The organism is Chloroflexota bacterium (assembly GCA_020161265.1).
Classification (GTDB): domain Bacteria; phylum Chloroflexota; class Chloroflexia; order Chloroflexales; family Herpetosiphonaceae; genus Herpetosiphon.
Genome location: JAIUOC010000012.1, coordinates 172,421 through 187,024, shown reverse-complemented (window position 1 = coordinate 187,024; position 14,604 = coordinate 172,421). Strand labels below are relative to the sequence as shown.

Genomic DNA, 14,604 nt, shown 5'->3' with positions numbered 1-14,604 from the left:
TTTAATATGAAGGATGAGGGATGAGGGATGAAAGTATCGGGTCGGGTAGAAGTCAGGATTAAATTTAACGCAGAGGCACAGAGATTTTTGGCTATAGGCTGATGGCTCTGGACTATCGGAGATGTGGTTGGTAAACTGAATAATCCCCTAAACCGATAGCCGATAGCCAATAGCTACATACCTCGTGGAGCAATGCTCAAAGAAATATCTATTACAACGACGATTAAGCATAGATAAAGCCTATGTTAAGCCAAGGGTCTCTCTAGTTGCAGGAACGGCAGGCGGCGAGTACCATAAGAGCTAGAACTAGAAACAAGCAATTGTTCTAGACCCAGCATGTCCTGATGCTTGGGATGACCCATTAGTGCCTAGAGAGGTTGCGATGACGCACAAACGCCAAGATGATTTTGGGGCCAAAGCCACGTTGACCGTCGGTGATCGGTCGTTGGTTTACTATCGGCTCAACAAACTCGAAGAAGATGGAATTGCCGCCGTCTCCAAATTGCCGTTCTCAATTAAGGTGTTGTTGGAAGCTATGCTGCGCAACAACGATGGTTTTGCCGTAACCAAACAAGATGTTGAGAATATGGCGCGTTGGAATGCCGCTAACCCCGAAAAAATCGAAGTTCCGTTTAAGCCAGCCCGCGTAATTTTGCAAGACTTCACGGGTGTTCCGGCAGTAGTTGACTTGGCTGCAATGCGGGCTGCAATGGCTCAGCAAGGTGGCGATCCCCAACGAATTAACCCATTGGTTCCGGTCGATTTGGTGATCGACCACTCGGTGCAAATCGATCAATTCGGCTCAAAAATGGCTTTGTTCTTCAATGCCGAGCGCGAATTTGAACGCAACGCCGAACGCTATGAGTTTTTGAAATGGGGCCAGCAAGCCTTCGATAACTTCAGCGTCGTGCCACCCGAAACCGGGATTGTGCACCAAGTCAACCTTGAATATTTGGCAAAAGTTGTTCAAGTATTCACTGAAGAAGGCGAATTGGTAGCCCTGCCCGATTCGTTGGTTGGGACTGACTCGCACACCACCATGATCAACGGCCTTGGCGTGGTTGGCTGGGGTGTTGGCGGGATCGAAGCCGAAGCCGTGATGCTTGGTCAGCCAATCTACATGCTCTTGCCTGAAGTTATTGGCTTCAAAGTAACTGGCCAATTGCCTGAAGGCGCTACCGCCACCGACTTAGCCTTGACCGTCACCGAATTGCTGCGCAAAAAAGGCGTGGTCGGCAAGTTTGTCGAATTCTATGGCCCAGGCGTGGCTAATATGGCGCTCTCAGATCGCGCAACGATTGCCAACATGGCTCCCGAATATGGCGCAACCATGGGCTTCTTCCCTGTCGATCAAGAAACCATTCACTTCTTGCGCAGCACTGGCCGCTCGGATGAATTGGCCGATTTGGTCGAAGCTTACAGCAAAGCCCAAGGCCTGTTCCTCGATGCCAACTCGCCCGAAGCTGAATACACCGACACTGTGCATTTAGATCTTTCGACGATTGTGCCAAGCGTTGCTGGCCCCAAACGCCCGCAAGATCGGGTTGAATTGCCCAGCACCAAAGCATCGTTCCAAAAATCGTTGACCGCTCCAATTGCTGAGCGTGGTTTTGCCTTGTCAACTGAGAAAGCCGAAAACACCGCCACCGTGCAAAATAACGGTCACTCGGCCACGATTGGTCATGGTGCAGTCGTGATTGCTTCGATCACCAGCTGTACCAACACCTCAAACCCATCGGTCATGTTGGGTGCAGGCTTGTTGGCCAAAAAAGCTGTCGAAAAAGGCTTGACTGTGGCTCCTTACGTCAAAACCAGTTTGGCACCAGGCTCACGGGTCGTTTCCAGCTACCTCGAACAAGCCGAATTGATCGAGCCACTCGAAGCGTTGGGCTTCCACATCGTTGGCTATGGCTGTACCACCTGTATCGGCAATAGCGGGCCACTGCCTGAGCCAGTCGCCGCCGCCGTGCAAGAAGGCGAATTGGTTGCCGCCGCTGTGTTGAGCGGTAACCGCAACTTCGAAGGCCGAATCAATCCATTGGTTAAGGCTGCCTACTTGGCCTCACCACCATTGGTTGTCGCCTATGCCTTGGCTGGTACAATCAATCTCGATTTGGCTACCGAGCCATTGGGCAACGATAAAGAAGGCAATCCGGTTTACTTGCGCGATATTTGGCCAAGCCAAAGCGAAATTCAAGAAACCGTGCGCAAAGCGATCAAGCCGGAAATGTTTACCCAACAATATGGCAATGTGTTTGCTGGCAGTGATGCTTGGAAGCGCGTGCAAGCGCCAACTGGCAACATCTATGCTTGGAACAACGACTCGACCTATATCCAACACCCGCCATTCTTCCAAGATTTGCAACCTGAGCCAGCGCCAATCGGCGATATCAAGGGCGCACGGGTTTTGGCCTTGTTGGGCGATTCGGTAACCACCGATCACATCTCGCCAGCAGGTTCAATCGCCAAAAATAGCCCAGCCGCCAAGTATCTAATCGATAACGGCGTTAATCCCCAAGATTTCAACTCGTATGGTGCACGTCGTGGCAACCACGAAGTGATGATGCGTGGCACATTTGCCAACATCCGCCTGAAAAACTTGTTGTTGAATGGAGTTGAAGGCGGCTATACGCTCTACTTCCCAACCGGCGAACAACAATCGATCTACGATGCCTCGATGGCCTATCAAGCCAGTGGCACGCCGTTGGTGATTTTGGCTGGCAAGGAATATGGCACTGGTAGCTCACGCGACTGGGCAGCCAAAGGCACCTATCTCTTAGGCGTAAAAGTCGTTATCGCCGAAAGTTACGAACGGATTCACCGCTCGAACTTGGTCGGGATGGGCGTGTTGCCATTGCAATATCGCGCTGGCGAATCGGCGGCTAGCCTTGGCTTGAAGGGCGACGAAAGCTTCTCAGTCGAAGGTATCAACGACGATTTACAAGCTCGCTCAGAATTGACCGTGCGGGCAGTGCGCCCCGATGGCAGCGAACTCAGTTTCCAAGCTGTCGTGCGGATCGACACCCCAGTTGAAGTTGAATACTACAAGAACGGTGGGATTCTCCACACTGTACTGCGCCAATTGGCCAAAACTGCCTAATTGCTAAAACTAACAATCCCCATGCTGTTTCCGAGCAGCATGGGGATTTTGTTATGCTAAGCAACTAGAAATATTGAAACCGCGAAGAACACGAAAGCCGCTAATATTGGATTGCCTGAATGCCTGAATTGCGTCGAAATGCTTTAGAACGACAAATTAAACCTTTGTGCTCTTCGTGTCCTTTGTGGGTTCAATAAGCATTCTCTATCTGCACCGCTACTTTTTTACTTCATGCTCTTTTGATTTTTGACTTCTGCCTTTTGAGGTTAATTTGGATCGGTATAGCGCGTCCAGCCGCCATCATTAGTCATCACCCAAATGCGGTCGGGACGACCTTCGAGGGCTGGCGAGAACACCATCATGCCATTGGGAAAATATTGCACCACGCCAGTAATTGGGTATTCGGGGCTATTGGCCCAACTTAATGCTGAGCGAATGGCACTAATCGTATGCCAGAGCGTGCCAAAACCACGAATTGGCTCCAATTTGCCAGCAGGCGCGGTTTCGCGCGGTTCATCATATGAGGGATCGTTGGGGTTGGCAAAACTTTGCCACGAGCCGCTAGCCGCCGCGCCATAGTAAACATAAATTTGATCACTATTGCCAACCCAATACATCATCCCGCCATCAAAATATTGAATTGAGGCAGTACTGGCGGCCTCGCCATTACTTGGGCAGCCCAACGCTTCAGCAATGTTGGGATTTGTGCGCCAAAGCGTGCCAAAACCACCTTGCAATGGTCCAATACAGGCCGCCAAAACCGTTGGAGTTGCCACGGTTGGGGTTGGCGGATTATTGGTTGGGGCAATTGTAGGGCTTGATGCTACTGGAACTCCTTGGGTTGCAACGGGTCGAGCGGTTGTTTGAGCAGCTTGGCTTGGTTGTGCAGCCTCAGCTGTAGGGCTAGGGACGCTCGCTTCAAGCGTGGCGGTGCTGCGAACAGGCATGGTTGCTGTTGCTGTTTGGTCGATTTGAGCGGCTAAAGCGGTTTGCGTTACCCCAATTTGGGCAACTTGGGTTTGATACTGACCGCGTTCGGCAGCCTCAGTTGCAAGGGTCTGTTTGGCCTCTTGGCGATTATCCAAAACGGTATCAGTGACAAACATCAGCACGCCGGTAATAATCGAGCCAATTAACAAGAGAATTGGCCATGTTGAAGGGCGTTTACGGCGAGTGATAGCTGATGTTTGGGTCGCCCCTTGAGCTTTGGCCACAATTTGCTCAGCGGCCACACTCGGAATCACCACTGCTTGCTTGGCTCCAGGTGGCGGAGTTGCGGCGATCCCAGTTGGCGAACCAATTGCTTCATTCAAAGCGCGGGCAAATAAGCCTGCCGATTTAGTCCGATCAGCAGGATTTTTGGCTAGCGCCGCGCTGAGCACTGCATCAATCGATGGCGGCACATGCGGGTTGCGCAACGAGGCCGCTTCGGGCACACGCGAAAGATGCGCCAGCAGAATATCAGTTGTCGAGCCATCGAATGGTCGTGCCCCAGTCAACATGCGATAGGCCATCACTGCCAGCGCGTAGATATCAGCTCGCGCATCAACTGGGCCAATTTTGCTATCGATCTGCTCAGGAGCCATATAATCGGGCGTGCCAACCATCACGCCAGTGGTAGTAAGGCCGGGGGCATCAAGCGATTTGGCAATTCCAAAATCAGTCAAAACAACTTGATTATCAGCATCGAGCATCACGTTGCCTGGCTTGATATCGCGATGCACCACCCCGCGACCATGGGCATAATCTAAGGCACTAGCAACTTGCCGCACAATTTCGCCAACTCGTTCTGGCGACAACGTGCTATCAATTAATAAACTATCTTGCAACGACTGCCCAGTTAGCAGCTTCATGGCGATATAGACCACGCCATCGGATTCGCCAACATCATAAATTGGCACGATATGCGCATGCTCCAAGCGAGCCGCCAAAATTGCTTCACGCCGAAACCGCTCAACCAGGTTGGCATCGGCCACATATTGGGCATACAACACCTTGAGCGCCACCAATCGACGCAAAATTGTATCCTCGGCCTCGAATACTGCGGCCATACCGCCGCGCCCAAGAATGCGGTTAATCTTATAGCGCCCAAGTTGCTTGCCGATTAAATCTTCGATGCGCATGCTTCCTCCACCCACCGTTGTTTAGAATGAGCCATGATGCCCAACCGTTGTTAGAACTGCTAAAGTTTGTTCAGCACAGCGCTGCCATGTCCATTGTTTGGCCCATGCTAGGCCGCGTTGAGCGAAATCGTGGCGTTGCTGTGAGTTTTGCCAAAGCTCAACAATCGCTGCGGCAATTGCAGCGGTTTGGGTCGGCTCGACCAACAAGGCTGCATCGCCAGCAACCTCAGGCAGGCTGCTGACATTGCTGGTAATCACTGCAACGCCGCTGGCCATCGCTTCCAAAACGGTCATGCCAAAGCCTTCGTAGAGCGATGGCAACAGATAGATTGTCGCACCACTGAGCAGCGTTGGTAAATCTTCATCGGCTACATAGCCTAAAAAGGCCACATGATCGCTGATTCCTAACTGTTGAGCTTGTTGGGTAATTTGTTCGGTTAGCCAGCCAGTTTTGCCGCCCAAGGCCAAAATCGGCAAATCAGGGCAGCGTTGGCGGGCTTGGGCATAGGCTTCGATCAAGCGTACCAAATTTTTGCGTGGCTGAATTGTGCTGATAAATAATAAATACTCGCCGTGTAAGCCATATTTGGCAGCAGTTGCTTTGGTTTGCTCACTTGAATGAGGATAAAAACGCTCGTGCACGCCGTGGTAGATCACGCTAATTTTTTCGGCGGCAATGCCTGTGTAGTGCAAAAGATCGCGCTTGGTGGCTTCGGAGATCGCAATAATCTGGCTGGCCATACGAGCGCTCCATAAGGTTGAGTAGCGCAAATACAGCCGTTGGCGAGCGGGGTGCGATTCAGGATGGTGCTCGTAGCCCAAATCGTGAATCGTCACAACGCTGCGACGTGGCGGCAAACTTGGCAAGACATGGGCTGGCACAAACGCCACATCTGGCCGATCGAGCTGCCAGGTTGGGCCAAGCCGCAAGTGCGTCCATAAACGCGGCGCAGGAATCGGCTTGATCCGCCAATTGCGGCCTAGTGGGGGCAACGCTGCGGGGAGTTGATTCACATATAAACAATAGTGGTTGGTACGGTCAGTTTGAGCCAGCGCTCGCACTAATTCAGTTGTATATGATTCGGTGCCAGTGCGCTGCCCAACCGCCAAACGACTAGCATCAATTGCAATCTGCATACAGCCCTATTTCTCGCCAAAACTAGCTTAGGCATTGTAGCATATCGCATTTGGGGTTGATTTGTTAAATGCAACTCCCTGCCCAGATATGAGCAGGGAGCGTTGCTTCGGCCAATTTAGGGATTTTTGACTGGTTGCAATTTGCCGCGAATATCACCATAGAAGGTTTGGCCTTTGGTGTGCAAATTGAAGTAAAGCTCACTTTGTTCAGCAATGTGCTGCATGCCTGAAATGGTTTGAACTTCGTCGGGCAAGCCTGGCACAATTGGACAACCAGCCGTGAATAAGCCCAATAAGCCCGAACCAGCTTCGCTTTCCTTTTCGATATCGGTGTTGGTTAGCTCGACCGAGAACGTCCCATCAGCCAAATTTTCTTGAATATTGCCCGAGAAGGCGAAGTCGATCAAGATTGGGCCAAGGATATCGGGCTTGCCACAGTGAATATGAAACATCACCACATCTTCGGGTTTGACGTTTTCGAGTTTAACATCAACATAGGCCTTGCTGAGATCTTTGGTAATTCGCAAGAAACCGTGGCCACGTGAAGTGCGATTGGCGCGGGGCTGCGATGGAGCGCTTGAAAGTAGCTCATTAGGCGTAAGCGCTGGAGCATCTTCCTCTTCGCCTGGCTCTTGGTGTGGGCTTAAAAATGCTTCATACACATAGCCAATTTCTTGCCCACGGCTGGGATCAAGCGCCGTATCAAGGGCTGGATTGTTGGCTGGCTGACTGGCGGTGGTGTTGCTGGTATGGGCCATTTGGGTGTGAGCCGCTGCTGGAGCCGTCGTTGCACTTGGTTGGGTCGATTCCGCCGATTGACACGCTGCTAATAATCCAATCAAGGTCAATCCTGCAATTCCACGAACCATCGCTTGCTTGATCATAAACACACTCCTATATGTTTGTTTTTTTGATTCAATCCTGCGCCGCATGACTGCTATTATCGCAAATGACACACTGTGTGTCAATACCCAAAATTAATTGAGCGATCAGAGGTTAGGGGTCAGGGATCAGCATTTTGAAACTATTGGAATTAAGCTATCTGACCCCCAATCCCCAGTTGCCGATCCCCAACTAAAACAAACCAGCGATTAAAGCTGGAGCAGCCTTAATCGCTGGAAGCGGTTGGATAAACCATATTCATCTCAGTTCTATAAGTGGCTATTGGCTATGGGATTTTGGCAATAGGAATATATTTCTTTGGTAGTTTTTGCCTTTTGCCCTTTGACTTCTGCCTTTAACTTAGCCACTACAGCGCATATTGACGTATTCGAGCCATTCACTAAGGCTCATGGGCTTGGGCAAATCAGCAGTTGAGAGCGCTTGACCTTGGGCATACAACTCGCCATAGCGATCGGTGATAAACCAACCGCCCTTGCCTTCGCCCAAAAATTGGGTAATGACCTTGGCTTCTGGGTCACGCAGCACGATTAAGCCTTCGGTTGGCGGCAAGGCCTCGGCTGAAATAACCACAGCTTTTTGTTCATGCGACCAGCGCTGAACGGCAGTGCTGAGATTAGCCAAATAGGTTGGATTTAAGCCATCGTAGGCGGGCAAAAACACAATGACGAGGGCTGCTTTGCCACGGAGATCGCTGCGGCTAAATCGTTCGCCCATTGCGGTTTGAAGGGTGAAATTCGGTACGATAGTGCCTGCTTGCAGAGTTTGCATCGCTCATTCCTCAACTGATCGTGGTTCGCTTATCAATTCATTGCAGAAAGTGTACCGCGTTTGAGTTGATTGCTGCGTGTTGATTTAATTTCTCTTTGTGAAAGATTTAACAACCTTTTTAGCACACAATTGAGTTCTAGGCAACTGTACCCAGCAAATTGGCCAACATTTCTTGTTCATTGGGGGTGGCTTGGCGTTCGAGGGCTTGCTTGATCAGGCGGCTTTTATTGGGGGCAGCATCTTTGCCCCAAAACAAGCGAGCCACGCCAGCATAACTACGCAAACGTTTGTATTCAATGCCGCAAGCATTGCGAAAAAGCTCAGCATCAAGCAATTGTTCAGGGCGATTGAGGTATTGCAACAAAAGTTGGGCCAAATCATAGCGATTGTAGCTTTGGCTGGGGGTTTGGGCGAGCGCAATCAAGGGTTGGTCGGTGGCAATCGGCAAACTAGCTGCTTTGGTTGGTGCAGCTTCGAGGGTTGGCAAGGCTTGTTGGCGGTCGGGCAAGAGGCTCAGCAATTGTTGGCGCTGGGTTTTATCGATAAAGCTCGTGCGCACCGTGACGGCATTGCGGCCTTGAACACAGCTAAATACGCCAGCGCCTGCGGGTGGACTAGGCAAACGCGACGGTGGCAAGGCACTACTGGGGAAGGCCTTAGTTGGCAGGGTGGTATTTGGCTCATCGGCATCATCACGCGGCTGATAGCCAGCGACTGCTAAGCTAATTTGCGAACGAAAACGCGTGCTCAAATTGCTAAATGTTTGGGTCGCAATAATGTAGCGAATGCCTGCGGCACGACCACTGGTCAACTCGCTATTGAGCCATTGCTCAAGTTGTTTGGCTCCGATCGCTTGTTCGAGTAAGGTCAATTCACTGATAAACACGACCAACAACGGCAGATCGTGGCCTTGATATTCTTCCCAGCGCTCGCATTCGGCGGCTTTGAGCAATTTTTGGCGCTGCAATCGCTGTTCAGTCAACCATGTCAAGGCGGGAGCTAATTCATGCTCAGCTTCGGCAAATAAACCAACGTGGGCTTTTTCGCGCCAGCCCAGCCACGACAAACCTGCTTTGCCATCGACCAAAGCCAATTGCAAGCGCTCAGCAGGATTGGTGAGACATAGATAGAGCAATGCGGTACGCACCCAGCCATCTTTGCCCGAACCAGTTGCTCCGCTGACTTGCACATGGGTAAAATCGTCGATCAACGAGCCATGCACCAACGAAACCACGCCCTGAACACTACGCCAGCCTAAAGCCAGCACAAAGCGTTTATTGGTTTGGCGCAATTCGTGGGCCAACACTCGTAGATCGTGCGGCGGATTGAGCAGGGCCGTGCCAGCTTCGGGCAAGGTACGTGGATCGAGGCTGGTCGCCAAGGGCTTAAATGGGCTGATGCTGGTTGGCTCAGGTTGAATCGCCCGTTGTTGGGCTTGCCACAGCCGAAATTCGCGCCAATCGCGGCCAAAGCGCTGACGAAACATCAAGGCCACCAAAGCCATAGCCAAAATCAATGCCCCAATTTGTAGTGCTTCAGCGTCCAAACCCAACCACCTTTATCCAGATGCAACCTCAAACATTGGCTCCATGATTATGCATAAACTACTTGTCAAAATAGAACTTTTGTGCTATTATACTCATGTTGATTGCTGAACCGACACGCCAACAATCAACGCAGCCTCCGATAGTTTTCCTGGTCTGGTCTCGAACAAAATCGCAAATACCCAGCGCTTTCTAGCATGGGTATTTGTGGTTTTTAATCATAGGCTGATGACAATAGCTTTTGGGTGATCACCACCCTTCGTAGACGTTACTGGGTTGCCAGCCCTCCCCAATATGCTGAAGGCCACGATGGCAATAGGCTTTGGGTGATCACCACCCTTCCGTCCCGCCTCAAGGCGGGAAACGCAGGGGGCTTTAATCCCCCTGAACCCCCTCAAGCGCAATCAGAGGTCATCATGCATCCATCGATGAACCATAGGATAGTTGATTCGGAACGTGATAACGATCTACTCTTGAGCTAACCCACTCACCCATAATTTGAAAATTTCCGATAGCTACCAGCCTCAACTACCGCCACAAACGACTTAATTCGCCAACTGCTGCTCGTGCTAGCCGTTCGGGCCAGAAGGCACATAAAGCGGCAATTGCGAGGCTTAAAATCCAGAGCCAGGCGGTTGAGAGTGGCAATTGTTGGTTGCTAAGCCAGCGCATACAACCAATCACACTGGTAATTAAATCCAAGCCACCAACCAAGGCAAACACCGCCAATACATGTTGATTGATCGCGCGGCGCGGCCAACAGGCCACTTCGATTGCTGTAATGACGATTGGGATAAACCATTGAGCCGTGCCAAGCAACGCCAAATTCAAGCCTAGCCCAGCCAAAAATGCCAAGGTAAACTGTGCCCCAATCCACCAAATCAAAATTGCCAAGCCGATAATGCTCAGATAGGCCAAGGTGCTCAACCAACGTTCGTACATTCCCATTGGCGCTGTACGGCGGGGCAGGTTAACAATCGGGCTGCTGGGCACAGGCTCATTCACCAGTTCCTGTAAGAAACTAGCGGTTGATCGGGGTGTGCTTGCAGTCGGCATCAGTGGCATCGACTTGGAATCTTTCATGCATCGCCTCGCAGCCTGAACACAGTTTTTAACATCGAGCGTAGCACATTCAGCACATTAAAAAAAGCCCGTTTTGCTGGCCTGCAAACGAGCTAAAATCATGCCTTTTTCTAGCTCAGGGCTGGGCTTCCACCCAAAACACATGCAAGCTTTTGCCGCGCAACATGCCAACCAGCGTGATTTGGCCATAACGAATGTTGCCTTGTTGATTGGGCAGTTGTTGCACAAGCGGCGATTGGCTGGGAATTTGCTCGACCGTAATTTGGGCGGCATTAGCGGTCGGCACGCCACCGCTGCCAACTTCTTCAACCAACAAGGCTGCTTGATCTTTGAGCAACAACGTACCATTGAGCCGCAAGACTTGATTATTGTAAACTGCCAAGTTTTGGTTAAGCTCGCCAAGGCTCATGATGGTTGGTTCAACCACTTTGACGGTGATTGGCTCGAATTCGGTGCTACTTTTAAGCACACCATTTACCCGCAAAACGCCATAGCTATTGGTTATTGCGAGGGTTTGGGCGGGAATTGCCAAGGTTGGTTGGTAGGCAATTGGCTGATCGTCCAATTCAATCGCTGAGGCTAAAATAGGCTTGGCTTGGCTCAATAACGCCGGAGCAAGCACAGTGATTGTGCTATTAGCTCCTACGCCATCCAGCTCGTTGAGCAACAAAATTTGATTTGGTTGGTTAGCGGCGATCGGTGGCAACGCTGGCGCAGTAGCTCCACAACTAACCAAACCACTGATTATCAAGATAAGCCATAATGGCCAAAAGCGCATGTCATCCTCCAAGCAATGGCGCTAAACTACTGGCGATTGTACCATTTAGCAGTGATTGATCCACGAAGCATGAAACCACGAAGGACATAGATAAGGCTATAGATGCTAGGCTTTGGTTTATAGGATTGTTGAATTATCGTCCTTAAAGCTAAAATCTCTTTTTTAGCCACGAATTGCCCGAATTTCACGAAAAATGTTCCGCTAGCCCATAGCCTATAGCCTTATCCATATGTTCTATGTTCTTTGCTCTATGTTCTAAACCTAGCCAATACTCACACTCCGGCCTGCCGAATGTCATGGGGTTGGGTTAGGAATAACGCACTATAGTTAATAGTAAGAAATTTCAGCATAATAATTTTAATGTTTTTTTGATCACTCGCGGAGGTGAAGTGGTGTTTGTGAATATTCAATTACCTTTTACATCGAAACTCAACCCTCACCTAGCAGCAGTGTATGCTGAACATAGCCAATGGTTGAGCCAATTGCCTCATAGCTCCAAACATCAATGGGGCTTTTATCAGCGTTTGCATCTACCACAACTGTTGGCGCGGGTTTACCCACATGCCTGTAGTGAGCGTTTGCGTTTGATTCTCGATTGGGGTGGCTGGCTGTTTTTTCAAGATCAATGGTTTCGTTCGTTGGCTGGGCAGCCCGAGTTGGTCGCGAGCCTTGCCAATGATCTGATTAATGTTTTTAATGGAGCGACCCCGTTGTATCCCCAAAAACCGTTGGTGGTGATGTTTGCCGATTGGAGCCAACGCATGGCTGGCTTGACATCGAACCAATGGCGTGAGCGCTTTGGCCAAATGCTGAGCACCTATCTGCACGATTGGGTTTACGATGTGTATTGCAATGCCTACCAACCGACCATCAACAACCAACTAGCGGTTGAATTACACCAACGCATCGGTGCAGCGACGAGTTCGCTCGATTTTGTCGATTTTGCTCAGGCTGAATTATTGCCACCCTCGGTCAAGCAAGATCCAACCTTTCAAAGTTTGGGCGAAATCACCAACAATGTGGTGTGTTGGATGCATGATATTGCTTCATTAGAGCGTGATCTAACCATTGCAGAGCCACAAAATATTGCTGTGTTGGTCAAGCAGCGAGAGCATTGCACTTGGAGTCGGGCGATCGAGCGGGTTGAGCAAATGTGCTATGGCGAAGTGGCAGCCTTTGAGCGGATTGTGGCCGAACGCCCGCACTACGGCGAATTCGAACTGGTGGTCAGCGACTATATCGAAAATCTGCGGGCTTGGATGCAAGGCACAATCGATTGGCTGCGGCTTGATTTAACGGTAGCCAGCGAGCCTGCAAATCTCTTGTTGGCCGCTTAAATTGCTGCTTAAGCACGATGGTTTTGATGTTGGTTTGCGCTATCCTCACTCAGCATACAGCTAGCTTAGTGAGGGTGATGTATGCGTGTCGAACAATATTCTTCAGTTGATACGTTTATCCATGAGCATCGTGAATTTCTGTTGCAGCACGAAGCGGAGAATAATCTGCCGCTTGGTCTGAGTATGCGTATTCAAAATGGTTGGCTCCCTGCCAATCCGCCATTTTTCGCCGCAATTCGCGATGAGCAAGGCGTGGTTGGGGTATCAGTCATGACCTCGCCGAATGCACTGACGATTTCGGCCTTGCGTGATGCTAGTTTAGCCGACCAAGCCACTGAAGCCTTAGCCGATTACTTGCTTAGTCAGAACATTGCCCCTAATGGGGTATTTAGTGCGACTGCAACGACTACTGCTTTCTGCAAGGCTTGGCAAGCTAAAACTGGTAGACAACCTCTGTTGAGTATGCATGAACGTGTTTATACGTTGACCGAAGTTATTCCACCAACCCCGGTTGCTGGGTCGCTCAAACAGGCTACCAATGCCGATGTTGAATGGTTGGCTGAGTGGCTGGCGGCGTTTCATGCCGAAGCCGTACCCAACGAGCCTGCTTGGGATAGTCGGGCAGTGGCCGAGCGCCAAATTGCTACGGGCAGCGCTTGGTATTGGCAAGTTGATGGTAAGCCGGTTTCCTCGCTTGGCTCCAGTCGCCCAACGGTGAATGGCATCTGTATTGGCGCAGTTTCTACCCCACGCCAATTTCGGGGTAAGGGTTACGCTAGCAATGCAGTGGCCGCATTAAGCCAACAGCTGTTGAACCAAGGCTTTGGTTTTTGTATGCTCTTTACCGATTTAAGTAACCCAACCTCGAATAAGATCTATCAAGCGATTGGCTTTCGGCCATTATGCGATGTTGATCAATATCGTTTTGAGGAGTGATGATGTATCAGGTGCCGCCAAGCTCGCCATATGTGCCATGCCCACGTTGCCAAAACCCACTACCCAACAAAGTAACGATGAGTTGGTGGGGCGGCATCGTTGGCCCAAAAATGGTTAATTTGGTCAAATGCCCGCAGTGCAAATTGCAATACAACGGCAAAACTGGGGCCAGCGTCAGCCAATTTATACGGAACGCCGCAGAACACCCCGCCCCAAGACCCACGTGGTGGGTTCCCCGCGTGGGATGCATGCGTGCCAGTTCTGACGAAGAGTAGTTAAAGAGAGAAATAGCAATCAAACGTGGTTCGGTTGTTTTGACTGCGTGGAACATAGTATATCTCATGCAGTCAAAAACAACGGCCATTATCGGCTATACTAGCCGTCGCTATGCCTTCCTTGGTTCGGTGGAGCCACGCCCTCGACCGTAGCAGCGGTGCGAGGGCATATCATTCTTCCGTCTCCCCAGTATCCTCGCCATTCCCGATCAGGTCTCGTGGATGAACTTTCAGTGCTGCTGCCAGTGTTGACAGGGTTTCCAGATCGGCGCGTTTGCTCTTGCCAGTCCAGATACCCCAAACCGTGTTATAAGCCAACCCTGTCGCTATAGCGAGTTTTCGGGCAGTCCATCGTTCTGGCTCCGCGATTTCCCGTAGGCGCCATCGTGCCATTCTGTTAACTCCTATCTAAGTTGAGAGAATGATAGCGAATATACTATATTTTCGCAATAGCTAGTTGACATTGTACATTGGGATATGCTATAATTATTATATAGCTAATTGATGGTGTTGCTGCTGCGACACCACATACTGAAAGGAACCAAGGCCATGACTACGTACAGCAAAGCAATCCGCTACGACCGTATTACCAAAGACGTTGCCTTGTAGCTGAACGGCAA

11 protein-coding genes are annotated in these 14,604 nt (G+C 50.5%); 3 read left to right on the top strand and 8 right to left on the bottom strand.

Annotated elements, in window-relative coordinates; genetic code table 11:
• Positions 1–382 precede the first annotated feature (382 nt).
• The gene (acnA, locus tag LCH85_24290) at positions 383–3,100 is read left to right on the top strand and encodes an aconitate hydratase AcnA (protein ID MCA0355126.1); all 2,718 of its coding nucleotides are present in this window, start codon (positions 383–385) and stop codon (positions 3,098–3,100) included.
• Between the two features lie 266 nt (positions 3,101–3,366).
• Here acnA and LCH85_24285 read toward each other — a convergent pair whose 3' ends face one another.
• The 7 genes from LCH85_24285 to LCH85_24255 form a co-directional block, all read right to left on the bottom strand.
• Complete coding sequence (locus LCH85_24285; GenBank protein MCA0355125.1) at positions 3,367–5,223, bottom strand: protein kinase; 1,857 nt, start codon at positions 5,221–5,223, stop codon at positions 3,367–3,369.
• A 21-nt stretch (positions 5,224–5,244) separates the two neighbouring features.
• Entirely contained in the window at positions 5,245–6,360 is a 1,116-nt protein-coding gene (locus LCH85_24280; protein MCA0355124.1) for a glycosyltransferase family 4 protein, read from the bottom strand.
• A gap of 116 nt (positions 6,361–6,476) precedes the next feature.
• The gene (locus LCH85_24275; protein MCA0355123.1) at positions 6,477–7,244 is read right to left on the bottom strand and encodes a CHRD domain-containing protein; all 768 of its coding nucleotides are present in this window, start codon (positions 7,242–7,244) and stop codon (positions 6,477–6,479) included.
• Positions 7,245–7,602: 358 nt separating this feature from the next.
• Positions 7,603–8,031: a hypothetical protein gene (locus tag LCH85_24270; GenBank protein ID MCA0355122.1), complete on the bottom strand. Its 429-nt coding sequence runs from the start codon at positions 8,029–8,031 to the stop codon at positions 7,603–7,605.
• A 136-nt stretch (positions 8,032–8,167) separates the two neighbouring features.
• Entirely contained in the window at positions 8,168–9,577 is a 1,410-nt protein-coding gene (locus LCH85_24265; protein MCA0355121.1) for a cell division protein FtsK, read from the bottom strand.
• Positions 9,578–10,103: 526 nt separating this feature from the next.
• Positions 10,104–10,658 carry a hypothetical protein gene (locus LCH85_24260; protein MCA0355120.1) on the bottom strand — a complete coding sequence of 185 codons (555 nt, stop codon included), beginning with the start codon at positions 10,656–10,658 and terminating at the stop codon, positions 10,104–10,106.
• 115 nt (positions 10,659–10,773) lie between these two features.
• Positions 10,774–11,436 carry a hypothetical protein gene (locus tag LCH85_24255; GenBank protein ID MCA0355119.1) on the bottom strand — a complete coding sequence of 221 codons (663 nt, stop codon included), beginning with the start codon at positions 11,434–11,436 and terminating at the stop codon, positions 10,774–10,776.
• A gap of 398 nt (positions 11,437–11,834) precedes the next feature.
• Here LCH85_24255 and LCH85_24250 point away from each other — a divergent pair, with 398 nt between their 5' ends.
• A complete protein-coding gene (locus LCH85_24250) occupies positions 11,835–12,773 on the top strand; it encodes a hypothetical protein (GenBank protein ID MCA0355118.1) in 939 nt (312 codons plus the stop codon).
• A gap of 81 nt (positions 12,774–12,854) precedes the next feature.
• Positions 12,855–13,709: a GNAT family N-acetyltransferase gene (locus tag LCH85_24245; GenBank protein MCA0355117.1), complete on the top strand. Its 855-nt coding sequence runs from the start codon at positions 12,855–12,857 to the stop codon at positions 13,707–13,709.
• A gap of 446 nt (positions 13,710–14,155) precedes the next feature.
• Here the strand turns inward: LCH85_24245 and LCH85_24240 are convergent, their stop codons facing one another.
• A complete protein-coding gene (locus LCH85_24240; protein ID MCA0355116.1) occupies positions 14,156–14,377 on the bottom strand; it encodes a helix-turn-helix transcriptional regulator in 222 nt (73 codons plus the stop codon).
• Between the last annotated feature and the right edge of the window lie 227 nt (positions 14,378–14,604).